22 protein-coding genes and 1 tRNA gene are annotated in these 21269 nt (G+C 64.3%); 10 read left to right on the forward strand and 13 right to left on the reverse strand.

Annotated elements, in window-relative coordinates; translation table 11 throughout:
• Window positions 1–6 precede the first annotated feature (6 nt).
• From WFK98_RS11035 to WFK98_RS11050, 4 genes are all read right to left on the reverse strand, one after another.
• Entirely contained in the window at window positions 7–915 is a 909-nt protein-coding gene (locus tag WFK98_RS11035; protein ID WP_442907397.1) for an ABC transporter permease, read from the reverse strand.
• A 29-nt stretch (window positions 916–944) separates the two neighbouring features.
• Entirely contained in the window at window positions 945–2021 is a 1077-nt protein-coding gene (locus WFK98_RS11040; protein ID WP_266338058.1) for an ABC transporter ATP-binding protein, read from the reverse strand.
• A gap of 152 nt (window positions 2022–2173) precedes the next feature.
• A complete protein-coding gene (locus WFK98_RS11045) occupies window positions 2174–3145 on the reverse strand; it encodes a cyclase family protein (RefSeq protein ID WP_266338059.1) in 972 nt (323 codons plus the stop codon).
• Between the two features lie 31 nt (window positions 3146–3176).
• Entirely contained in the window at window positions 3177–3986 is an 810-nt protein-coding gene (locus WFK98_RS11050; RefSeq protein ID WP_336800246.1) for a carbon-nitrogen hydrolase family protein, read from the reverse strand.
• Window positions 3987–4249: 263 nt separating this feature from the next.
• Between WFK98_RS11050 and WFK98_RS11055 the strand changes: the two genes are divergently transcribed.
• Both WFK98_RS11055 and WFK98_RS11060 read left to right on the forward strand, forming a co-directional pair.
• Entirely contained in the window at window positions 4250–4978 is a 729-nt protein-coding gene (locus WFK98_RS11055) for a GntR family transcriptional regulator (protein WP_266338061.1), read from the forward strand.
• A 249-nt stretch (window positions 4979–5227) separates the two neighbouring features.
• Window positions 5228–5488 (forward strand): BrnA antitoxin family protein, encoded by a 261-nt coding sequence (locus WFK98_RS11060; RefSeq protein WP_266338062.1) that lies wholly within the window; start codon window positions 5228–5230, stop codon window positions 5486–5488.
• 424 nt (window positions 5489–5912) lie between these two features.
• On the opposite strand, the gene WFK98_RS11065 is transcribed toward WFK98_RS11060, so the two are convergent.
• The gene (locus tag WFK98_RS11065; protein WP_266338063.1) at window positions 5913–6617 is read right to left on the reverse strand and encodes a hypothetical protein; all 705 of its coding nucleotides are present in this window, start codon (window positions 6615–6617) and stop codon (window positions 5913–5915) included.
• A gap of 375 nt (window positions 6618–6992) precedes the next feature.
• Here WFK98_RS11065 and WFK98_RS11070 point away from each other — a divergent pair, with 375 nt between their 5' ends.
• The 3 genes from WFK98_RS11070 (at window position 6993) to WFK98_RS11080 (ending at window position 8479) form a co-directional block, all read left to right on the forward strand.
• On the forward strand, window positions 6993–7268 hold the full coding sequence (locus WFK98_RS11070; protein ID WP_336800247.1) for a BrnA antitoxin family protein: 276 nt from the start codon (window positions 6993–6995) through the stop codon (window positions 7266–7268).
• A 146-nt stretch (window positions 7269–7414) separates the two neighbouring features.
• The gene (locus WFK98_RS11075) at window positions 7415–7855 is read left to right on the forward strand and encodes a hypothetical protein (RefSeq protein WP_336800248.1); all 441 of its coding nucleotides are present in this window, start codon (window positions 7415–7417) and stop codon (window positions 7853–7855) included.
• Window positions 7856–8179: 324 nt separating this feature from the next.
• Window positions 8180–8479, forward strand: coding sequence for an HdeA/HdeB family chaperone (locus WFK98_RS11080; RefSeq protein ID WP_266338066.1), 300 nt, complete (start codon window positions 8180–8182; stop codon window positions 8477–8479).
• A 312-nt stretch (window positions 8480–8791) separates the two neighbouring features.
• Here WFK98_RS11080 and WFK98_RS11085 read toward each other — a convergent pair whose 3' ends face one another.
• On the reverse strand, window positions 8792–9295 hold the full coding sequence (locus tag WFK98_RS11085; RefSeq protein WP_336800249.1) for an invasion associated locus B family protein: 504 nt from the start codon (window positions 9293–9295) through the stop codon (window positions 8792–8794).
• Window positions 9296–9573: 278 nt separating this feature from the next.
• Here WFK98_RS11085 and WFK98_RS11090 point away from each other — a divergent pair, with 278 nt between their 5' ends.
• Window positions 9574–9738: a hypothetical protein gene (locus tag WFK98_RS11090; protein ID WP_336800250.1), complete on the forward strand. Its 165-nt coding sequence runs from the start codon at window positions 9574–9576 to the stop codon at window positions 9736–9738.
• Window positions 9739–9816: 78 nt separating this feature from the next.
• On the opposite strand, the gene WFK98_RS11095 is transcribed toward WFK98_RS11090, so the two are convergent.
• Window positions 9817–9890 (reverse strand) — tRNA-Gln (locus WFK98_RS11095).
• Between the two features lie 754 nt (window positions 9891–10644).
• Here WFK98_RS11095 and WFK98_RS11100 point away from each other — a divergent pair.
• The 4 genes from WFK98_RS11100 (at window position 10645) to WFK98_RS11115 (ending at window position 14675) form a co-directional block, all read left to right on the forward strand.
• Window positions 10645–11727 (forward strand): ABC transporter substrate-binding protein, encoded by a 1083-nt coding sequence (locus WFK98_RS11100; protein ID WP_420909611.1) that lies wholly within the window; start codon window positions 10645–10647, stop codon window positions 11725–11727.
• 188 nt (window positions 11728–11915) lie between these two features.
• A complete protein-coding gene (locus tag WFK98_RS11105; protein WP_266338069.1) occupies window positions 11916–12800 on the forward strand; it encodes an ABC transporter permease in 885 nt (294 codons plus the stop codon).
• Window positions 12797–13582 (forward strand): ABC transporter permease, encoded by a 786-nt coding sequence (locus WFK98_RS11110; protein WP_266338070.1) that lies wholly within the window; start codon window positions 12797–12799, stop codon window positions 13580–13582. The genes WFK98_RS11105 and WFK98_RS11110 overlap by 4 nt, the downstream gene beginning before the upstream one ends.
• Window positions 13583–13604: 22 nt before the next feature.
• On the forward strand, window positions 13605–14675 hold the full coding sequence (locus WFK98_RS11115) for an ABC transporter ATP-binding protein (protein ID WP_336800251.1): 1071 nt from the start codon (window positions 13605–13607) through the stop codon (window positions 14673–14675).
• 149 nt (window positions 14676–14824) lie between these two features.
• Here the strand turns inward: WFK98_RS11115 and WFK98_RS11120 are convergent, their stop codons facing one another.
• The 6 genes from WFK98_RS11120 to gatB form a co-directional block, all read right to left on the reverse strand.
• Window positions 14825–16261 (reverse strand): aldehyde dehydrogenase family protein, encoded by a 1437-nt coding sequence (locus WFK98_RS11120; protein WP_336800252.1) that lies wholly within the window; start codon window positions 16259–16261, stop codon window positions 14825–14827.
• Window positions 16262–16379: 118 nt separating this feature from the next.
• The gene (gene araD1 / locus WFK98_RS11125; protein ID WP_336800253.1) at window positions 16380–17384 is read right to left on the reverse strand and encodes an AraD1 family protein; all 1005 of its coding nucleotides are present in this window, start codon (window positions 17382–17384) and stop codon (window positions 16380–16382) included.
• Between the two features lie 75 nt (window positions 17385–17459).
• A complete protein-coding gene (locus tag WFK98_RS11130; RefSeq protein ID WP_266338074.1) occupies window positions 17460–18239 on the reverse strand; it encodes a FadR/GntR family transcriptional regulator in 780 nt (259 codons plus the stop codon).
• Between the two features lie 281 nt (window positions 18240–18520).
• On the reverse strand, window positions 18521–19231 hold the full coding sequence (locus WFK98_RS11135; protein WP_266338075.1) for a glutathione S-transferase N-terminal domain-containing protein: 711 nt from the start codon (window positions 19229–19231) through the stop codon (window positions 18521–18523).
• Window positions 19232–19402: 171 nt separating this feature from the next.
• A complete protein-coding gene (locus WFK98_RS11140) occupies window positions 19403–19609 on the reverse strand; it encodes a hypothetical protein (RefSeq protein WP_336800254.1) in 207 nt (68 codons plus the stop codon).
• A gap of 77 nt (window positions 19610–19686) precedes the next feature.
• Window positions 19687–21168 (reverse strand): Asp-tRNA(Asn)/Glu-tRNA(Gln) amidotransferase subunit GatB, encoded by a 1482-nt coding sequence (gene gatB / locus WFK98_RS11145; RefSeq protein ID WP_266338077.1) that lies wholly within the window; start codon window positions 21166–21168, stop codon window positions 19687–19689.
• Between the last annotated feature and the right edge of the window lie 101 nt (window positions 21169–21269).

Consider the following 21269-nt stretch of genomic DNA (forward strand, 5'->3'; position numbering starts at 1 on the left):
GATCGCTCAGAGCTCCTTGCGCAGGTTGACGACGCGCAGCAGGCCCGCCACGACGACGCCGATGATGAGGGTCAGCACCACGCCGATGACGGAGGCGAAGGCCCATTTCAGCGATCCGACCTGGGTCACGATGATGTTGCCGAGCAGGTTGACCTTGCGGCCCGAAAGGGCGGCCGAGGTCGCGAATTCGCCCAGCACCATGACCGAGACGAAGATCGAACCGACGACGACACCGGGCAGCGACAGCGGCAGGATGATGGTGCGGAAGATGCGACCGAAGCCGGCGCCGAGATCGCGCGCCGCCTCGATGATGTTGGGGTCGATGCGGCCGAGCATGAAGGCGATCGGGCCGACCATGAACACACAGTAGATCTGCGTCATGCCGATGACGACCGAGAGCTCCGAGAACAGCAGCGCATCGATCGGCGCGCTGGTGATGCCCAGCCACTGCAGCACGATGTTGATCGCGCCTTCCTTGCCGAGCATCGGCCGCCAGGCCAGCACGCGGATCAGGAACGAGGTCCAGAACGGGATGACGCAGAGCGTCAGCAGCACCGTTTGCAGCGTCTTGTTCTTGACGAAAAGGCCGACGAAAAGGCCGGCCGGATAACCGACCAGGATGGTGGCGAACAGCACGGTCAGCCAGATCCGCACAGTCGTCCAGAGCGCCGAGAGATAGGTGTCGCTGGAGAAGAAGGTGGTCCAGCTTTTCGTCGTCAGAATGGGCTGGATGGCGAAGGTCGTCTGCGTCCAGAACGAGACGTAGAGGATCATCGCGATCGGCAGCACGAGGAAAAGCAGCATCCAGAGCGCGCCGGGCGCGATCAGCCAGTAGGCCGTGCGGTTGCTCTTCCGGCGGCTGGTGGATTTGGCGGCCGGGACTTCGGCGGCAGCGGCGGTGGTGGTCATCGTCATGGAAGGCTGTCCCTTGTCCAACGGCGCGCTCACGCGAACACCAGCGCGTCGCGCGTCTGCCAGGTCAGGCGGTAGCGCTGCTTCTCGGCATAGGCCGGCGCCTCGCGAAGGCTGAGATGGTCCTCGACCTCGATCACGCGGCCGTCGTCGAGGGCGAAGAAGGAGAGCACCGCGGCACCCGAATATTCGCTGGCGATGAAGGTGCCGCCGACGCTCTCCTCGCCGTCGCCCGCCCCTGCCCCGTCCGGCCTCACGGCGATCTTGTCCTGGCGAATGGCATAGGCGGGCGCCGATTCCGCCGCGCGGACGGAGGCGGCGGAAATGGCGAAGCGGCCGGCCGGGCCGACGAAGTCGCCGCCGTCGCGCGTGCCGGAAAAGATGTTGTAGCAATTGAGGAAGCGCGCGATCTCGGCGCTGGCGGGCTGACTATAGACCGTGTCGGGCGCGTCGGCCTGGGCGATGCGCCCGTTGGCGAGCACGATGACCGTATCGCCCATGGCGAGCGCCTCGGTCTCGCTGCCGGTCACATGCAGGAAGGTGACGCCGAGCCGCTCGCGGATGGCGCGCAGCTCGTCGCGCATGCGGGTGCGGAGGTTGGCGTCGAGCGCGCCGAGCGGCTCGTCGAGCAGCACCAGCTTCGGCTCGGTGACCAGCGTCCGCGCCAGGGCGACGCGCTGGCGCTGGCCGCCCGAGATCTGCGCGATGCCGCGCTCCTCGAGGCCCGTGAGGCCGACCAGCTCGATCATGGCGGCGACCCGGTCGCGCCGCTCGGCCGCCGGCATCGCGCCGATGGCGCGGTTTTCCAGCCCGAAGCCGATATTGCGCGCCACGCTCAGATGCGGAAACAGCGCGAAGTTCTGGAACACGAAGCCGATGTTGCGCTGGTAGGTTGGCACGTCGTCGATACGCTTGCCATCGAGGATGACGTCGCCGCGATCCGGCTCGTCGAAGCCGGCGATGACGCGCAGGAGCGTCGTCTTGCCGGAACCGCTCGGCCCCAGCAGCGAGATGTAGCTGTCGCCGCGGAGCGCCAGGTTGATGCCCTTCAGCACGGGGGATCCGCCGAAGCCCTTTTCGACGGCGTGCAACTGCAGCAATGGTGACATGGCCTGTGTTCCCTGCATTCGACGTCCTTGCGAAGGCCACGTCTCTGCGGACGCAGTTTCCCTTCGCGGCGGCGGCCTTGCGGGCCGCTGCCGGTTCTGGATGCGGTGTTGGTTCGGAGGCGGCCGCGCCCAAGGGCGCGGGCCGCGATCGTTCAGTGCGACAGCGGCATCGCCACCGGGCGCATCGGCGCGCCCGTGGCGCCGCGCAGCTTGATGCAGGCGCCGAAGAAGGCAAACTCGTAGCAGCGCTCCTGCGACATCTCCTCGAGATTGACCATCTCGAGCAGTGGCACGCCCGCCTCGGCCAGCAGGTAGGTGTGGACCGGGAAGAAGTTGAGCGGATCGGGCGTCGGCGTCTGCTCGACGGTCAGATTGTCGGCGCCGACCATGATGGCGCCGTTCTTCGCCAGGAATTCCGCGCCCTCGCGGTTGATGCCCGGCGTGTTGGAGACGAACGCCATGTCCGGCCAGAGCCGCATCTGGCCGGTCCGGATCAGCACGACGTCACCAAGGTTCAGCTTGATGTTCTGGTGCGCCAGGCAGCCCTTCAGATCGGCCTCGCCAATCGCGTGGCTCGGCGGCAGGACATCGACACCATGCAGCGCCGCGACATCGAGCAGCACGCCGCGTGCAAAGATCGGCGGATGCAGTTCCGGGCCCGCGACATTCCAGTTGCGGCTGCCGAGATGGTCCTTGGCGCTGAATTCGTTGAAGATCTTACCGTTGTAGCCGAAGTGGTTCAGCGTATCGATATGCGTGCCGCAATGGGTGTACATCGAGATGCCGTCGCCGGAATAGGCAACCAGCTGGTTCGCCTCGAGACCCTTCTTCATGCTGTCGTCGACGATCTCGCCGGCCGGCGTATGCGTCATCCAGATCTGGTAGGGCTGGTCGCCGGCGCCGAACCAGCCCGGCATGCCGATGAAATGATCGACAGAGAGATCGAAGACCTTGCTGGCGTCGGCCCGGCTCAGGATCGCCGAGCGCGACTCGCCGTCGATCAGGTTTAGCATGCCGATCTGGTCGTTCTTGCCGAAGGGACTCTTCGTTACCTTATGGAACTCGGCGTTGTAGGCGATGATCTTGTCTTTCGTCGCCGCATCCACGTAACAAGCAACACACATAACGATATCCCCTCTTGGTCTTTTATTGGTCTCAGAGTCGATAGGTTTCGGGCTTCCGGTCCTTGAACGGCGCGATCTCGAATTCCCCCGACTCGAAGATGATCGTCTTGTTCCGCGCCCGCTCCAGGTCGACATCGGCCGAAAACAGGCCGGTCTCCGTCCCGGCATGAGCAATGACCTTGCCGATCGGATCGACGATCTGGCTCGATCCGAGGAAGGCGGTGCCGTCTTCGTTGTCATTGCGGTTGGCGGCCAGGAAATAGACGAAGTTCTCGGCGGCCCGGACCGGCGTGAACAGATCGGCGAGAATGCGCGAGGCGACCGGCCAGTTGGTCGGCAGCACCACGATCTCGGCGCCGCTCAGCACCAGCGTGCGCACGACCTCCGGGAAGCGGATCTCGTAGCAGATTGCCAGGCCGACCTTGCCGACAGGGGAATCGAACACCGCCGGCTCGATCCCTTCCGGCTGGTCGACGAAGCGGTCGCCGCCGAGGAACGGCAGGTGACGCTTGCGATGGCGGCCGATGACGCCGTCCGGCCCGATCAGCAGCGCGGTGTTGTAGACGCGCCCGCCATCCGCCTCGAACAGGCCGACCACCGCATGCATCGAAGCCTCGGCGCAGGCGGCGCGGATCCGCTCGATCTCGGGACCGTCCGCCGCGATCGCCGCCGCCTCGAGTTCGACGCGGTCATTGTAGACGTAGCCCGTCAGGCAGCATTCGGGAAAGACCGTGAGGACGATGCCCTCGCCCGCCGCCTGCTCGATCCAGCGGACGACCGCCTCGGCGTTTTCCGCCGCCGCGCCCTTGATCGATCCGACTTGTGCAACCGCGATTTTCATCATGGCTCCGTACGTGTATGATGGGAGTAGCATGTCACACTACACATGCAAGTCAACGACTCGAATGCACAGAATCGCGGCGGCCCGCGACGCCATGTTGAGCGACCGCTGAAATCCTGGTCATTCGGGTTGATCCACGGGGGCGACGGCGCGAAAACGTCGGGTTTCCGGACACAATCTTGCGCTGCATGGGTGTGATCCATGCGACCTACAGGTATCGTGTCGCGAAAATCGACCGCCGGCTCACCGAGAAGCGAACCTTGATGAAAAGCACAGACCTGCATCAGAAGAGCCTGGCGACACGGGTCTTCGAGATCGTCCGCAATGCGATTGTCGTCGGCGAGTTCGCACCCGGCAGCCTGCATTCGGTCCAGGAGATCGCCGAGAAGCTCAATGTCTCCCGCACCCCGGTGCGCGAGGCGATGCTGAAGCTCGAGGAGCTCGGCATGATCAGCTTCGAGCGCAATCGCGGCGCCCGCATCCTCGAGACCACCGTGCACGACCTGGAGGAGATCTTCAGCCTGCGCGTGCTGCTCGAGGTGCCGGCCGCCTACCGAGCCGCGATGCGCATCACTCCGCCGGAACTGCGCAAGCTGCGCCAATCGCTCGACGAGGTGCAGGAGGCCTACAAGTCGACCTCGACCAATGTGCGCGCCCACCTGGAGCCGGACGCCCGCTTCCATCGCAGCATCGCGCTGATCTCCGGCAGCCGGCGTCTGGCCGGGATCCTCGACAATCTGTTCGACCAGCAGATGATCGCCGGCGGCACGTCTGGCGGCTTCACGCGCGAGATGGATTCGATCTATCGCGACCACGAGCGGATCTACGAGGAGATCGCCAGGCAGAACCCGAACGGCGCGGCGGCGGCGATGCGCGACCACCTCGTCACCAGCGTCCGCGCTTTGGTCGAAAAGGAAACCGGCGACGCCGAGGCCGGCACGGTCTTCGGCCCGCTCTATGTCGACGTCCTGTCGCTGAACACGGAAGGCTGAGGACGGCGGATGGTCTCGAACCGGTGGAAGCGATGGAGATCGCCGCCCGGCCGTTGGGCGGCGCAACGCGCAGGGATAGTAGAGCCATAGGGGGCCGACGCTCGAGCTGATTGGTGGCGATCGGTGACGGCCGGATCGACGCCACGCCTTGTATCGCCGGGCTGACTTGCGCATTGATGAGCTTCATCCGCCGAACGCGGGCCTCGCGCCTGCAACCGGCCAGCAGGCCGAATAAGCCGAGGAACACCCATGCCGTCAGACAGGCCCCGCCGCCCCCAGGATCCCTTCGCCGCCGCGGAGGCGATGTTTTCCAAGAAGAAGCCAGCGGCGCCGGAGATCAGGCCGAGCGCGCTGCCGCGTGTGCGCGAACCGGTCTCGCTGCGGATCGACAGCGACGTGCTGGAGCATTTCCAGGCCGACGGCCCCGGCTGGCAGGACCGCATGAACGAAGCCCTTCGCGCCGCCGCCATCGCCGCCGGACTGGAGACGCCGACGGACAAGGATGGCTGAGGGGAGAACCAAAGGAGGTAGAGATCGCGAGCCGGACATCGGCACTGTTTTGAATCACGCTTTTGGTGTGGCGCCGATCAAGCGGATTTGAGGGGCTCCGATCTGCTCCATGACCCACCACGCCCGTGATAAGTTTCCGCGCTCAGCACGAAGTTTTGCCCGCAGTCGGGGCAGCGGAAGCGATAGTGCACGATATCGTCTAGCAGCCCCTCTTCGGATAGATCGGAGAATGCCAGCGCACTGCTCAGTGGGCCAGCATCGATCTCTTCGATGTATCCATCAGTCAACGACCGTCGTATCGTTCCGATTGCGCGAAACAACTCGCCAGGCGTCCTCAAGTGCACAACCTCGTCCAGATGCTCACAGCGCGAACAAGTCATTCCAAATCCTCTCATCGAGCCGCTCCCCGTGCGACCGCGCTACCCTAGTCCTGCATCTGCCGCGCCGCGTCTCTCATGCAGAGTTGGTAGTAGGACCAGCCATAGTCTCTGATCTCCTTCACAAACACACGCAGCTCATCCGGATCTTTGAAATCGGAAGCCCACTGCCCGAGCGGAATCTTCGAGTGCACCCCCGAAGCCGAAGCTTCGTTCCGCAGCTTCAGAAGGTTGGTACTGCAGTAGGCAACGAATTCTCTGCCCAAACCGAGATCCTCGGACAGTTGAACCATTCGATCGGCGTCGGCAGCAACATCTTCCGATACGATCTCCTCCCTCTCTTCTTCGGTCATGGATTTGACCGAAGCCGCCAAGACAGCCCGATCGACGGCGTCCTTGAGACATAGCCTCAATTGAAGCTCATCGTACTTCGAACGCTTGCCTATTTCGGTGTGGAATTGCGGCAGGTCCGTCCAGCCTTCTGGATTCTTCCAGTCCACGTTGAAGGGCCAGTCTTCAGCCGCATCTGCCTGACCATATCGAGCGAATTGCTGGTTGGCGCAGACCTCTGCCTCACGACCATCCAGCCCCAGCCGCATTTGCCGATCCCAGGATACCCACCTGAGGGTCCACTCGTAGAAGTTCGACACGCCTTTCATGCTCGCGACGCTGAGCGGACCCGTTGGCACATATCTGGTCGGCTCGGCAGCCAGAGCGGTTGAGTGTATCGCGACGAGGAGGCCAATCGCCAACGCAATTCTCATGCAAGCTTATTCCCGGAGACTGTTTGGTCAGTAGAAGACGACGCCGCGGCATCGGTGCGTCGGATGAGGCAGGCAGCACTTGGTGCCACCGAGAGCTACGAACGCCGCGCCTATTCCATCCCGGTCGCTCCCGCTTCTCGTCTCGCGATCACCTTCGCCTCTAACAGGGAATAGGAAGATCTGGAGCCCTAACCAAGCCAGACTGGGTCTGAAGTCGGCCGCCCCCCCCGGAACCAGCGCACCCATTGTTCTGAGCCCTCAGGAAACCTGACAGACCTACGAACATCATCGCAACGCCCATGCAAATGTTGGCAATAGTGCACATGAGTCACATGGCGCACGCAGAACGTGTCCGAGAACGAGATGCACGTCAATACGGCAATCCCCCAGAATGCGCCGCAGAGCACATGGCCGGCTCCCGGTCCCTCTTCCAGGGTCGAGGAAAAGAAGCCGGCGGCGCCGGAGATCAAGCCGAGCGCGCTGCCGCGGGTCCGCGAGCCGGTTTCGCTCCGGATCGACAGCGACGTGCTGGAGCATTTCCAGGCCGACGGCCCCGGCTGGCAGGACCGCATGAACGAAGCGCTGCGCGCCGCGGCCATCGCCTCGGGCCTCGCAGCGCCCGCAGACAAGGAGCCCTGATCCGGGGCTGGTCGTCGAGAGCGAAGACCGGCGCGAGGGCGCGCGTTCATCGCGGCGAAGATCGCGCCCCCTTGCGCGCGCGGAAGCAACCCGCTTTGATACGGTTGTGAAGTCACCCAGATTGTCGCCGGATCGGGAGATCATTCATGACGTCGCCCATCGACAGCCCGCTCCTGCCCTATCAGCTGCATGGCGAGTTCCTGCTGACGAGCTACTCCCTGCGCCCGAGCGACCCGACCTTCGGAACGACGCAATTCCTCGGCGCGCATTTCTCGCACAAGAGCTCGGATTTTCCGTCGGGCGGGCCCGGAACCCAGCACAAGCTCGGCAGCGACGTCATCGTCTCCCCCACGGTCGGCGCAACCGTCACCGTGTCGCTGAACCGCGACGACAATTTCCATGTCGAGTACGAGATCGATTTCAGCGGCAACATCCGGAAGGGTTCGGTCGTCGTTCCGCCGGGCGCCGTCGTGCCGTTCATGCTGAACGCCAAGCCGTTCGAACTCGGCGCCACCCTCGCCAACCGCTCCGCCGTCCTGCAGGGCACGCTGAACGCCAGCAAGAGATCCGCGCCCTTCACGCTTTGATCCCTGCCGACAACCGCCGCGAACAATATCGGAGCTCGCGAGCACCGTGAATGAGGCTGCGCGTGCGGACATCGACACAAGAACGCCATCGCCCGACCGATCTTTCCTCTAGCGAGGACGATCACTTGCGATCGATCCGCCAGAAGATGGATAGCCAAGTACTACCTGAACGAGATCAGATCCCCGATCGATAGTATTTTTAGTCTGGCTTCTTGCTATCGATCCCAGAGGTCAATTTCATGTGATCGTCGCGCTTGTTATCGGAACGTGAGTTCCGCGCGCTCTATTTTGTCGACGGGGGGCTCTAGAAGGGATGCCCTGACCATGACACGTCATTTCCTAGGCATGATCGCATCTGCGTGTGTTGTCCTGGCCGTTCCGGCCGTTCCGGCCATGGCCAAAGAAGTCGACGTCTCGAAATTGACCTGCAAGGAGGTCGGCGCCATGGCGCCCGCCAAGATCGTCGGCATCGCCCTGTGGGTGAGCGGCTATGTCCATGGCAAGGCCGGCAATGCCATGATCGATACGACCAAGGCTCATGCCAACGCCGAAAAGATCGCCGGCTACTGCAAGAGCAACGCCAGCGCGACGCTGGGAAGCGCGGTGGAGGCCGTCTTCAAATAGCGGCGGACTGCCGGGAGATCGGCAAGAGATTGTCGAGTGATCGTGAAGAGATCATCGGCCGGGCGACCTGCGGGCCGCCTGGCCGGCCGCAGGTCCAGAACCGACCGAAGGCTCGACGACGACGCCGCGGCCCGTAAACTCGCATCCGCTCCGGCAAAAGGCGGCCCAGGCGCGAGGGTTCGTGAGGGCGGTCGGCATTCTCGTCATCGGGCGGCTCGGCCTGATCCGGGCCGCCATCCGCGGCGGCCCTTTGAACTCAGGAAGGCCCCGTGCCCGCACGAGGACCGCGTTCCAAAACCTGGCGACTTTCCGTCAAGAGCAGGCGTTGCTCACCGCCCTCAAGGCTGCTGACACGCCCTTCAGGGAGTAGGTGTCCGTGGTGTTCGTGCCCCGCCTGGAAAGTCCGTGGACGGACATCTGGCTTCCTGCCCTCATGGCATCGACCAGCCGCCGTTCTTCAGATGTCTGATCAATCCAGGCGCCGTCGCCCTGGGTGAAAAGCCTGAACTTCTCGCCATCCACGCTCACTGTAGCGTAGGAGCCCGCCTTGAACGGGTAACCGATGGCTACGGACACTTCGTCGCGGACTCTTTCACCCGGCCGGGTGGTCACCATGAAAAAGGTGGGATCCCGATTCACGCCGGTTGGCCGCTGCGAGGTAGGTGTTGCCGTCGCGAAGCAGACCTTCCCCTTGTTGCTCGGGTATGTATACAAGGTCCAGTCAGAATAGGTTTGGACCATCTTTGGAGTTTGTGCAGCAACGCTGCTGGCGATTACACAGATTGCTCCTGCGAGAAGCGTTCTTTTCGCGGTCATTGATCCTGTCAGCACGATCCCACCGGACTTTTATAGAATGCTGCCCGGGAGGGATGTAGGCCGAACAGCCAAGGAAAGCTGGCCGACGAGTCTTAATAATGTATGAATTTCAATTCAAAAATTGGACAGACGGCACGCACCCTCTGCCGCATGGAAGACTGAACCCGGCCCCTCGCCAAACGTGACGACAAGCGCGCGAGTTGCCGGCCAAGCGCCATGGCCCCCTTGCCAGAACAAGCGCACCGTTTACGGCAGCAGCCCCGCCCGGATGTGATCGCATGCCCGAGAAGCTCGTCCGCGCGATGATCAGCTTCGAGGTTGTCGGCACGCTCCTCGGACGGGCCGGCCATATGGACGACGCCGCCGGTTGCTCGACGCATGGCGCGCCTTCGCCATGTCGCAGGGACTTGCGGGCAACCAACCGCAATCGCTGGAAGCCCTAAACAGCGCCCTGCGGCAGGACCAACGTCAAAGCGCATCGGCCCAAGGCCGTAGATCGTTGATTTTAGTGAAGAAGAAAGTGGCTGGGGAACCTGGATTCGAACCAAGACTAACGGAGTCAGAGTCCGTCGTTCTACCGTTAAACTATTCCCCAACGAGGATGCCGGAGCATCCGGAGCGGCGGGCCAGCGCCCGGCGCCGCGTTGATGGCGTTCGTATAGGCCGCGCCCCTTTTGCCGTCAACCACCCTTTTTATCCATCCGATGACAGAGCCGATTTGTTCACAGGCTAGTCGACCGGGCGCTTGCCGCCTCCACGTCCGACGGCAGCGCTTCTGAGCAGGCTTGCGGTACCAGGCCGTCTCGAAGGACGCGCTACCTGTGGGCAAGCCTTGTTGCCTGCGCCGACCTGCAGGCTTCGAGGCGGCTTCCCGGCCTCGTCGACGTGTCTGGGGACGGCGTCATGGGAAGAGCCCTCGGAAAGAGGGCAGAGCACACCTCGGCCTCGCCCCAGGCGAGCCACGACGAAACGAGGGAAAGCAGATAGCGGACTGTCCAAAAATGCGCCCCGCGCCCGCTCGGGAGCGGCCCAGCCGTCCCCGGCGGACAAAACAAGACGGCTTACGGGTTTCGAAGGCCTGCGCTAAGCTCACGCCCGTCCGGGCTTGCTTCCGCCCGCGACGCAAAAAGGGGAACGCATGCATTCGGGATCGCCCGGGTCGCGCGGAACGTCGGCAAAACAGGCCAAAGCCGCGACGCGCCTCGACTTCGAGCGACATCCAAGCTTCAAGAATGCATGCTAGCGTCGAAACTAGACGGCTTATCATCAGGCCGGCCAGGGGGCCGTGCCGGGGCAACTGGGCGTTGATTCGCCGAGGGAGAAAAAGCATGAAGACCAACTGGATGCGGATGACGGTTTCCGCACTCGCCATCTGCGCCTCGAGCAGCCTGGCCTTCGGCCAGGGCATGGACGAGCTGATCGCGGCGGCCAAGAAGGAAGGCCAGCTGACGACGATCGCGCTCCCGCATGACTGGTGCGGCTATGGCGACATCATCGAGGGCTTCAAGGCCAAGTACGGCATCGCGGTCAACGAGCTGAACCCCGACGCCGGCTCGGGCGACGAGATTGAGGCGATCAAGGCCAACAAGGGCAATACCGGCCCGCAGGCGCCCGACGTCATCGACGTCGGCCTCTCCTTCGGCCCCTCCGCCAAGGCCGAAGGCCTGCTGCAGCCCTACAAGGTCTCGACCTGGGACACGATCCCGGACAGCGCCAAGGACGCCGAAGGCTACTGGTACGGCGACTATTACGGCGTGCTCTCCTTCCTGGTGAACACCGACATCGTCAAGAACGTGCCGAAGGACTGGCCGGACCTGCTTTCCGACGAGCTCGCCAACTCGGTCGCGCTCGCCGGCGATCCGCGCGTCGCCAACCAGGCGATCCAGGGCGTGTTCGCCGCCGGCCTCTCCGGCGACAAGGGCGACATCGCCAAGGCGGGCGAGGAAGGCCTGAAGTTCTTCGCCGAGCTGAACAAGAAGGGCAATTTCGTGCCCGTGATCGGCAAGTCGGCCTCGCTGGCGCAGGGTTCGACCCCCGTCATCATCGCCTGGGACTACAACGCGCTTTCCTGGCGCGACATCCTGAAGGGCAACCCGGCCGCCGAGGTCGTCGTGCCGAAGACCGGCGTCGTCGCCGGCGTCTATGTCCAGGCGATCAGCGCCTACGCGCCGCATCCGAATGCCGCCAAGCTGTGGATGGAATATCTCTATTCCGACGAAGGCCAGATCGGCTGGCTGAAGGGCTATTGCCACCCGATCCGCTTCGACGATCTCGCCAAGAACGGCAAGATCCCGGCCGACCTGCTCGCCAAGCTGCCGCCGGCGGACGCCTATGCCAAGGCGGTGTTCCCGACCGTCGAGCAGCAGAACGCCAACAAGGAAGTTATCTCCAAGCAGTGGGATTCGGTCGTCGGCGCCGAAGTCGCCAAGTAGGCGGTCCCAAAGTCCCTTCCAGGGACTGACGCGAGACGGAAGAGCCTGGTTCCCGACCAGGCTCTTTTTCGTCTTTTTGCCGGCTAAGGGCGGCCTTGCGGGCCGGGTTATTTTCGGCCGCGCCCTTGCCTCTTGCCGGGTGCCCCAGCATCCTGCATTCCAGAACCGACGGCCAGCACAGGTTGCCCATGGCTCAATCGACAGTCGAGATCGCCCCAGCGAAGCCGCGGCCCTTGCCGCTGAGCTGGCTTGGCGTCGCGCCCTTCCTGATCTTCGCGCTGATGTTCCTCATCCTGCCGGCCGGCTATCTGGTGATCGGCGCGTTCCAGACGCCGGATGGCAGCTTCACGCTGCAGAACATCGCCAATCTGAACCAGCCCAACATCCTCAAGGCCTACCGGCTCAGCATCTCGATCAGCGCGGCCTCCGCCTTCCTCGGCTCGCTGCTCGGCTTCGGGCTGGCGCTGGCCATCGTGCTCGGCAAGCTGCCGCGCTGGGTGCGGCCGATGCTGATGACCTTTTCCGGCGTCGCCTCGCAGTTCGCGGGCGTGCCGCTCGCCTTCGCCTTCCTGGCGACGCTCGGCCGCACCGGCCTCGTCACGGCGCTGCTGTTCAACGTCTTCGGCATCAACATCTACCGCTACGGCTTCAACCTGTTGAGCTTCACCGGGTTGACGGTCACCTATCTCTATTTCCAGATCCCGCTGATGGTGCTGATCCTGACCCCGGCGCTGGACGGGCTGAAGCGCGAATGGCGCGAGGCCTCGGCGATCCTCGGCGCAACGACCTTCCAGTATTGGCGCATGATCGCGCTGCCGGTGCTTTGGCCGAGCCTGCTCGGCGCCTTCATGCTGCTATTCGCCAATTCCTTCGGCGCGATTGCCACCGCCTATGCGCTGACCGGCTCGTCGCTCAACATCATCACCATCCTGCTCTACGCGCAGATCCGCGGCGACGTGCTGCATGACCCCAATCTCGGCTATGCGCTTGCGCTGGGCATGATCCTGATCACCGGCATCTCCAACGGAGTCTATATCTGGCTGAGCTCGCGCACCGGGCGGTGGATCCGATGAAAGAATCCCGTTTCTTCCCCTGGCTCGGCGTCATCTTCGGCGCGGTCTATTTCCTCGTGCCGCTGATCGCGACGTTCGAGTTCTCGCTGCGCATGGAGCGCGGGCGCTATTCGTTCGAGGCCTATCGCATCGTCCTGGCGGATCCGTACTTCCAGCAGAGCTTCGGCTATTCGGCGGTAATCGCGGTCTGCACCATTCTGGTCGGCGTCGCGCTCTGCGTGCCGACGGCCTATGTCGTGCAGCTGAAGCTGCCGCGCATCCGCCCGCTGATCGAGTTCCTGACGCTGCTGCCGCTCGTCATCCCGGCGATCGTCATCGTGTTCGGCTATCTCAGGATGTACAATTCCTCGTCTTGGCTGCCCCTGACCTCGAGTGCGCGTGGAACCGATCTCCTGTTGACCTTCAGCTACGTCACGCTCGCCCTGCCCTACATGTATCGCTCGGTCGATACGGGACTCCGCGCGATCGACGTGCGCACGCTGACGGAGGCGGCCCAGAGCCTCGGCAGTTCATGGCCGCGCATCCTGCTGACGGTGATCCTGCCCAATGTGCGCGTCGCGGTGCTCTCGGGCGCGTTCCTGACCTTTGCCATCGTCATCGGCGAATTCACCATGGCGAGCCTGCTGAACCGCCCGGCCTTCGGTCCGTATCTGCAACGGATCGGCGCCAACCGCGCCTACGAGCCGGCGGCGCTCGCCATCATCGCCTTCGCCATCACCTGGGCCTGCATGGGCCTGATCAATCTATTCGCGGCGATGGGTCGGCAGACGACCCGCCGTTGAACGAGTTTCCAAGGAAGCGACCATGGCATTCCTGACGATCGAGAAATTGGTCAAGACCTTCGGCACCCAGACCACGGTCAAGGGCGTCGACCTGGCCGTCGAGAGGGGCGAGTTCGTCACGCTGCTCGGCCCCAGCGGCTGCGGCAAGACGACCATCCTGCGCATGATCGCGGGCTTCGAGAGCGCCACCAGCGGCACGATCCGGATCGACGGCAAGGACATCACCGACCTGCGCCCCAACCAGCGGCATATCGGTATGGTGTTCCAGGCCTATGCCCTGTTCCCGAACATGAGCGTCGCCGACAACATCGCCTTCGGCCTCAAGGTCGCGAAGAAGTCCTCGGCCGAGATCGCCGCGCGGGTGAAGGAGATGCTGGAGCTGATCAAGCTGCCGCAGCTTGGCGACCGCTATCCTTACCAGCTTTCCGGCGGCCAGCAGCAGCGCGTGGCGCTGGCCCGCGCCCTCGCCGTCAAGCCGCAGATCCTGCTTTTGGACGAGCCGCTTTCCGCCCTCGACGCGAAGATCCGCATCTCGCTGCGCGAGGAAATCCGCGCCGTGCAGCGGGCGCTGGGGATCACGACGATCTTCGTGACGCATGACCAGGAAGAAGCGCTCTCCATGTCGGATCGCATCTGCGTCATGAACGACGGCAATATCGAGCAGCTCGGCACGCCCTTCGAGATCTACAACTATCCGAAGACGCGCTTCGTCGCCTCCTTCGTCGGCACGCTCAACATCCTGAACGGCCGGGTGCTCGATTCGACCTCCGGCCGGCTTTCGATCGACGACCAGGAAATCGTCACCGCCCGCGAGCTCGGCGGCGCCAGCACCGGCGACACGCTCGCCCTCGCCCTGCGGCCGGAGGCGCTGTCGATCGGCCACGCCAATGGCGGCAGCAACAATCTGACCGGCACGATCGACGAGGTGCATTTCCTCGGCTCGGTCGTGCGCATCCGCGTCCGCTTCAAGGACAATGTCGTCTCGCTCGACACCTTCAACCGCCCGCACGCCGCCCCGCCCGAGCGCGGCCAGCCGGTGACGGTCAATTTCACGCGGGAGGATATTCTCGTGCTGGACCGCCCGACGATCTAGGCGCCTCTCCGGCGGATCGCCGCCATCGCCGCGATGCGCCGGTGGCGGTGCTAACGGCCCGTTACCAGGCGGCTAACGCGTTAACCCCTCTAGGCAAACGAAAACGGGCGCCCGAAAGCGCCCGTTCCGAAGTCGTTGACTACAGCCGATTACGGCTGCGTGTAGGACGTCTTGACCGTGGTGAAGAACTCGGCCGCGTACTTGCCCTGCTCGCGCGGGCCGTAGCTCGAACCCTTCCGGCCGCCGAACGGCACATGGTAGTCGACGCCTGCCGTCGGCAGGTTGACCATCACCATGCCGGCCTCGGCATTGCGCTTGAAGTGGGTGGCATGCTTCAGGCTGGTCGTGACGATGCCGGCGGCGAGGCCGAACGGCGTGTCGTTGGCGACGGCCAGCGCCTCTTCGTAGTCCTTGACCTTGATCACGCTGGCGACCGGGCCGAAGACTTCTTCCTTGTTGATGCGCATGTCCGGCGTGGTGCCGGTGAACAGCGCCGGCTGCAGGAAGAAGCCGGGGTTCTCGCGCTCGACGAGATGGCCGCCGGCGACCAGCGTGCCGCCCTCGTCCTTGGCGATCTGGATGTAGTTCTGGTCCTGATCGAGCTGGCTCTTGTCGACGACCGGGCCGATATGCGTGCCCTGCTTGATGGCGTCGTCGACGACGAGGTCCTTCATGCGGGCGGTCAGCGCCTCGACATACTGGTCGTGGATCTTCTCGGTGACGATCAGGCGCGACGAAGCGGTGCAGCGCTGGCCGGTCGAGAAGAACGCGCTGTTCGCCGTGGTCTCGACGGCAACCTTCAGGTCGGCGTCATCGAGCACGATGGTCGGGTTCTTGCCGCCCATCTCCAGCTGGAACTTGCGCATCACCGCGATCGAGGCCTCGGCGACCTTCTTGCCGGTGCCGACCGAGCCGGTGAACGACAGCGCGTTGACCTTCGGCGATTCGAGGATCGCCTGGCCGACGACCGAACCGCGGCCCATGACCAGGTTGACGACGCCCTTGGGCAGGCCGTTGCGGACCAGGATGTCGACGATCGTCCAGGCGCAGCCCGGAACCAGGTCGGCCGGCTTCAGCACGACGGTGTTGCCGTAGGCGATCGCCGGAGCGAGCTTCCAGGCCGGGATGGCGATCGGGAAGTTCCACGGCGTGATCAGGCCGACGACGCCGACCGGCTCGCGGGTGATGGTGACGTCGATGCCCGGACGCACGCTCGGCAGGATCTCGCCGGCCAGGCGCAGCGTCTCACCGGCGAAGAAATGGAAGATCTGCGCGGCGCGCATGGTCTCGCCGATGCCCTCGGGGAGCGTCTTGCCTTCTTCGCGCGACAGCAGGCGGCCGATTTCTTCCTTGCGGGCAAGGATTTCGTCGCCGGTCGCCTTCAGGATGTCATGGCGCTGCTGGATGCCCGACAGCGACCAGGTCTTGAAGGCGTCGGCAGCCGCGTCGATCGCGGCCTTGGCGTCGGCCGCCGTGCCCTGCGCGTATTCGCCGATCACTTCGTTCGTGTTGGACGGGTTGATGTTGGGGCGCGCATCGCCGCCAACCCACTCGCCACCGATGTAGTTCTTGTGAAGTTCGCTCATCAGATGATCCTTGAACGTCGTGAACGGGATCCGCCCGGACGAGCCGGGCGAAAGGGACTGTTAGGAGCAAGGCTCGGGTTGCCGTCCTTGTATCCCTCCAGCCCCCCTGGGCCAACCCTCAAAGCTGGGTGACCGACACCTTCTCTTCTTTGGCGAAGGCGAGCGGGTTCTTGAGCGCGAGGCCGAAGGCCTCGGATTCGATGTCGAACACGTCGCCGGGCTCCGTCTTGACGCCGAAAGCCACGCTCAGCGTCGCCGTGCCATAGGTGTGGACATGCACCTGGCCGGGACGACGGAAGAAGTCGTACTTGAAGTGGTGGTACTCAAGGTTCGCCAGCGTGTGCGACATGTTCGCCTCGCCCGACAGGAAGGGCTCGTCGAAGATCACCTTGTCACCGCGATGGATGCGCGAACGGCCGCGGACGTCGTCCGGCAGCGCGCCGACGAGCAGTTCCGGGCCGACCGAGCAGGGACGCAGCTTCGAATGGGCGAGGTAGAGATAGTTCACCCGCTCCATGATGTGGTCCGAGAACTCGTTCGCGAGCGCGAAGCCGATGCGGTAGGGCTGGCCGTCGTCGCCGACGATGTAGATGCCGGCGACTTCCGGCTCCTCGCCGCCATCCTGCGCGAAGGACGGCGCGGTCAGCGGCTGGCCGGGGCCGACGAGCAGCGCGCCGTCGCCCTTGTAGAACCACTCCGGCTGGACGCCCTGCTGGCCGGCGGCCGGCTTGCCGTTCTCCAGGCCCATGCGGAACATCTTCATCGAATCGGTCAGCACTTCCGCCTCGTCCGGCGTCTTGTGCATGGCGTCGCGCGCCGAAGCCGAGCCCAGATGGGTCAGGCCCGTGCCGGTGATGAGCAGATGCGCGGGATCCTCGTGGTCGATCGGCGCCAGCACGCGGCCGGACGCCAGCAGCGCCGCGCGGTCGACTTCCTCGGTCGCGCCGACTGAGGCCTTCTCGACAATCGACTCGATGCCGGTCTTGGCCGCGATGGCGGCCTTGGCGAGCGCATAGACCGTCTTGTAGCCCGGAACGATGTAGGACCGCTCGCCGGCGCCGCTCGGCACGGTGGCGACGACGGCGCGCTCGCCGGCCTCGGTCTTGATCTGCATCAGTCTCATTCGTTTCTCTCCTGTTGTGCCAGGCGGCCGTCTTCGCCTACGCCCGCGGCCTGCCCTTGATGCGTTGGAATGTCTCTAGCCGGTGCTGATCTCGCCATCGGCGTCGGCACTGCGGCCGACCCAGATGGAATCGAACACATTGCCCTTCGCGTTGCGCAGAAGCCGGCGCATCGCGAGGAAAGCCTCGTCCTGGTTGCGATCGCGAATGGCCTCGAAGACGTCGCGATGCTGGACGACGGCATCGTCCCCCATGACGGTTCGCCAGCCGAGCGAAAAGCTGATCACCAGCCCCGACTCGATCAGGCCACCGACAGAACGCAGCATCGGATTGTGCGACGCCTCCAAGACGGTCATGTGAAAGGCGAGATCGGCGCGGATCTGCTCGACGCTGCCGCGATCCCGATTCCGGATGCCCTCGAGCGCCTTGCCGAGGCGTTCGATCTCCTCCGGCGTGGCGCGCTCGGCCGCCCGCGACGCTGCGGCCGGCTCGATGATCTCGCGCATCTCAAACAGCGAATGGATGAACTCGTCGCTCGGGCGCTGGTCGATCTGCCAGTGCAATACGTCGGCATCGAGCATGTTCCAGTCGACGCGTGGGCGCACCTTGGTGCCGATCTTGGGGCGGGAAACGGTGAGGCCCTTGGCCGAAAGCAGGCGGATCGCCTCGCGCACGGCAGTGCGCGACACACCGAATTCCTCCTGAACCTTCGGCTCCGTCGGCAGCGTGTCGCCGGGGTTATACAGGCCCGACACGATCCTGCGGCCGAGCTCGGCCGCCAGCTTGTCGGAAAGACTGCCGGAACGTTCCCTGCCCGTCGGGCGAAGCTGTCGCGTCTTGTCCTGGGCGCCTCGCATCGCCGGGGCCCCTCCTCGATCCCTGCCTTCAACCAAGACGCGGCATCCCTCGGGAAAGCCGGTCAAATCCCGTTTTCATAGTATGTTTGATCGGATCAACTTTCAACTTGAATGCGGGAAGCGTCTGTTGTGGCCGCGATTGTAGCCGCTTCGCGCCGCTTTCATCATATGCTTGAAAGCAAAGGTGCTTTTCCGGGCCTCCGCGCGCCCCGCCGCCGAAAAGCAAAGCGGGCCCGCCCGCCTCTGCCGAGGACGGACGAGCCCGCGATTCATCGCCGGGATCAGCGAGCGCGCTGGTTGAAGAGAACCTTCTGCGCTTCCTTGTCGTCGGCCAGGCTGACCGGCGCGACGGGCGCCTTGATCGCCATGCCGCGCGCGACACCCGGACGCGCATTCATACGGTCGATCCAGGCCTTCACATGCGGAAATTCCGACGTGTCGAAGCGCTGGCTCTCCCAGCCGGCCGCCCAGCCGAAGATCGCCATGTCGGCGATCGAATACTCGCCGGCGACATAGTCGCGCTCGGCCAAGCGCCTGTTCAGCACGCCATAAAGGCGATGCGTCTCGTCCTGATAGCGCTTGATGGCGTAGGGGATCTTCTCCGGCGCATATTCCGAGAAGTGGTTGCGCTGGCCGAGCATCGGGCCGAAACCGCCCATCTGCCACATCAGCCATTCCTCGACCTCGACCCGGGCGCGCTCGTCGGCCGCCGGATAGAACTTGCCGAACTTGCGCGCCAGGTAGAGCAGGATGGCGCCGGATTCGAACACCGAGATCGGCTTGCCACCCGGTCCCTCGGGATCGAGGATCGCCGGCATCTTGTTGTTCGGCGAAATGGCCAGGAATTCCGGCTTGAACTGGTCGCCCTTGCCGATATTCACGTAGTGGAGGCTGTAGGGAACGCCAAGTTCCTCCAGCAGGATGGTGATCTTCTTGCCGTTCGGGGTCGGCCAGTAATGCAGCTCGATCGGCTGCGTCTGCGTCACGGTCATGGGAAACCTTTGGCTTTGGCTGGAGCTGGATCGATCACCAAGCGGCGAACGACAGGTCGCATCCCCTAATTTGGGTTTCCCGCGGCAGTAAGGCAAGGCTTACAAACCAAGGTTGGAAGCCGGCGCACGCCAGCGGCCCTGCCCTTCGCGGAATGCGGGCTCGCCGAAGCGTCAGCGCCCCGGGTCGCGGATGTCGAGATGCTCGACGGTGAGCCTGCCGACTGTCAGCCTGTCGATGCGGGCTTCCAGGATCCGCAAGCGACCGATCGCCATGGCGCCGAAGGCGATCGCGCCGATCGCCGCCGCGCCGATCGCAAGAGCCCCCAGCGCTGTTGCACCGGTGGCGCTCGCCTGTGTCTTCCGCACAATCCTCGTCATGGTCGCCCTCTCGACGGTTGCTGGAACGTCGAGGGCGACCATAGCGCGGATTTCGATGGATCCGAGACCCTGCCGCCCTATTCGATACCGAGCTTCTTCTTCAGGATGTCGTTGACGACCTGCGGGTTCGCCTTGCCGCCAGAGGCCTTCATGATCTGGCCGACGAACCATCCGGCGAGCGTCGGCTTGGCCTTGGCCTGCTCGACCTTCTCCGGGTTGGCGGCGATGATGTCATCGACGACCTTCTCGATCGCGCCGGTATCCGTCACCTGCTTCAGGCCACGCGCCTCGACGACGGTCTTCGGGTCGCCGCCCTCGTTCCAGACGATCTCGAACAGGTCCTTGGCGATCTTGCCGGAAATGGTGTTGTCGCCGATCAGGTCGATGATGGCGCCGAGCTGCTCGGCCGAGACCGGGCTCGACGCGATGTCCTTGCCGTCCTTGTTCAGCCGCGCCGCCAGTTCCTGGGTGACCCAGTTGGCAGCGGCCTTGGCGTCGCGCCCCTTGGCGACGGCCTCGAAATAGTCCGCCGTCTCGCGCTCGAGCACGAGCACGCCGGCGTCATAGGCCGAGAGGCCGAGTTCGTTGACAAAGCGCGCCTTCTTGACGTCGGGGAGCTCCGGCAGCGCCGCCTTCAGCCCGTCGATCCAGGCCGGCTCCAGTTCGAGCGGCAGCAGGTCGGGGTCCGGGAAATAGCGGTAGTCATGCGCCTCTTCCTTGGAGCGCATCGACCGGGTCTCGCCCTTGTTCGCGTCGAACAGGCGGGTTTCCTGGTTGATCGAACCGCCATCCTCGAGGATGCCGATCTGGCGGCGCGCCTCGTAATCGACGGCCTGGCCGACGAAACGGATCGAGTTGACGTTCTTGATCTCGCAGCGCGTGCCAAGCGGCTCGCCCGGGCGGCGAACCGAAACGTTGACGTCGGCGCGCATCGAACCTTCGTCCATGTTGCCGTCGCAGGTGCCGAGATAGCGCACGATGGTGCGAAGCTTGGTGAGGTACGCCTTGGCCTCGTCGGCCGAGCGCAGGTCCGGCTTCGAGACGATCTCCATGAGCGCGACGCCCGAGCGGTTCAGGTCGACGAAGCTCATGGTCGGGTGCTGGTCGTGCAGCGACTTGCCGGCGTCCTGCTCCAGGTGCAGGCGCTCGATACCGACCGTGACCGTCTCGCCGCCGTCGAGGTCGATGACGATCTCGCCCTCGCCGACGATCGGCTGCTTGAACTGCGAGATCTGGTAGCCCTGCGGCAGGTCCGGATAGAAATAGTTCTTCCGGTCGAAGACGCTGTAGGTGTTGATCTGCGCGTTGAGGCCGAGGCCGGTGCGCACCGCCTGCGCGACGCACTCCTCATTGATCACGGGCAGCATGCCCGGCATCGCCGCGTCGACCAGGCTGACATGGGAGTTCGGCGCGCCGCCGAATTCGGTCGAAGCGCCGGAGAAGAGCTTCGAATTCGACAGGACCTGGGCATGGACTTCCATGCCGATCACGATTTCCCAGTCCCCGGTCGCGCCCTTGATCAGCTTCTTCGGATCGGGCTGGCGGACGATGGCGTTCATGCGAGATGACTCCGAATAGAATACTGATCATCCGGTTAGAGCCTTGCGCGGCTTCCGGCAAGGCTTGTCGGTCAAAACGCGGCGTCGGAGCGCGCTCTGGC

Source organism: Kaistia sp. MMO-174, from assembly GCF_037147815.1.
GTDB classification, from domain to species: Bacteria; Pseudomonadota; Alphaproteobacteria; order Rhizobiales; family Kaistiaceae; genus Kaistia; species Kaistia nematophila.

What these genes read in the sequence shown, in the direction of transcription:
- WFK98_RS11050 (WP_336800246.1), bottom strand. Translation starts at nt 3,986, where the DNA reads ATGAAAATCGCGGTTGCACAAGTCGGATCGATCAAGGGCGCGGCGGCG.
- WFK98_RS11115 (WP_336800251.1), top strand. Translation starts at nt 13,605, where the DNA reads ATGGCATTCCTGACGATCGAGAAATTGGTCAAGACCTTCGGCACCCAG.
- WFK98_RS11040 (WP_266338058.1), bottom strand. Translation starts at nt 2,021, where the DNA reads ATGTCACCATTGCTGCAGTTGCACGCCGTCGAAAAGGGCTTCGGCGGA.
- araD1 (WP_336800253.1), bottom strand. Translation starts at nt 17,384, where the DNA reads ATGAGACTGATGCAGATCAAGACCGAGGCCGGCGAGCGCGCCGTCGTC.
- WFK98_RS11105 (WP_266338069.1), top strand. Translation starts at nt 11,916, where the DNA reads ATGGCTCAATCGACAGTCGAGATCGCCCCAGCGAAGCCGCGGCCCTTG.
- gatB (WP_266338077.1), bottom strand. Translation starts at nt 21,168, where the DNA reads ATGAACGCCATCGTCCGCCAGCCCGATCCGAAGAAGCTGATCAAGGGC.
- WFK98_RS11075 (WP_336800248.1), top strand. Translation starts at nt 7,415, where the DNA reads ATGACGTCGCCCATCGACAGCCCGCTCCTGCCCTATCAGCTGCATGGC.
- WFK98_RS11080 (WP_266338066.1), top strand. Translation starts at nt 8,180, where the DNA reads ATGACACGTCATTTCCTAGGCATGATCGCATCTGCGTGTGTTGTCCTG.
- WFK98_RS11110 (WP_266338070.1), top strand. Translation starts at nt 12,797, where the DNA reads ATGAAAGAATCCCGTTTCTTCCCCTGGCTCGGCGTCATCTTCGGCGCG.
- WFK98_RS11055 (WP_266338061.1), top strand. Translation starts at nt 4,250, where the DNA reads ATGAAAAGCACAGACCTGCATCAGAAGAGCCTGGCGACACGGGTCTTC.
- WFK98_RS11035 (WP_442907397.1), bottom strand. Translation starts at nt 915, where the DNA reads ATGACGATGACCACCACCGCCGCTGCCGCCGAAGTCCCGGCCGCCAAA.
- WFK98_RS11140 (WP_336800254.1), bottom strand. Translation starts at nt 19,609, where the DNA reads ATGACGAGGATTGTGCGGAAGACACAGGCGAGCGCCACCGGTGCAACA.
- WFK98_RS11135 (WP_266338075.1), bottom strand. Translation starts at nt 19,231, where the DNA reads ATGACCGTGACGCAGACGCAGCCGATCGAGCTGCATTACTGGCCGACC.
- WFK98_RS11060 (WP_266338062.1), top strand. Translation starts at nt 5,228, where the DNA reads ATGCCGTCAGACAGGCCCCGCCGCCCCCAGGATCCCTTCGCCGCCGCG.
- WFK98_RS11085 (WP_336800249.1), bottom strand. Translation starts at nt 9,295, where the DNA reads ATGACCGCGAAAAGAACGCTTCTCGCAGGAGCAATCTGTGTAATCGCC.
- WFK98_RS11130 (WP_266338074.1), bottom strand. Translation starts at nt 18,239, where the DNA reads ATGCGAGGCGCCCAGGACAAGACGCGACAGCTTCGCCCGACGGGCAGG.
- WFK98_RS11070 (WP_336800247.1), top strand. Translation starts at nt 6,993, where the DNA reads ATGCACGTCAATACGGCAATCCCCCAGAATGCGCCGCAGAGCACATGG.
- WFK98_RS11090 (WP_336800250.1), top strand. Translation starts at nt 9,574, where the DNA reads ATGCCCGAGAAGCTCGTCCGCGCGATGATCAGCTTCGAGGTTGTCGGC.
- WFK98_RS11100 (WP_420909611.1), top strand. Translation starts at nt 10,645, where the DNA reads ATGACGGTTTCCGCACTCGCCATCTGCGCCTCGAGCAGCCTGGCCTTC.
- WFK98_RS11045 (WP_266338059.1), bottom strand. Translation starts at nt 3,145, where the DNA reads ATGTGTGTTGCTTGTTACGTGGATGCGGCGACGAAAGACAAGATCATC.
- WFK98_RS11120 (WP_336800252.1), bottom strand. Translation starts at nt 16,261, where the DNA reads ATGAGCGAACTTCACAAGAACTACATCGGTGGCGAGTGGGTTGGCGGC.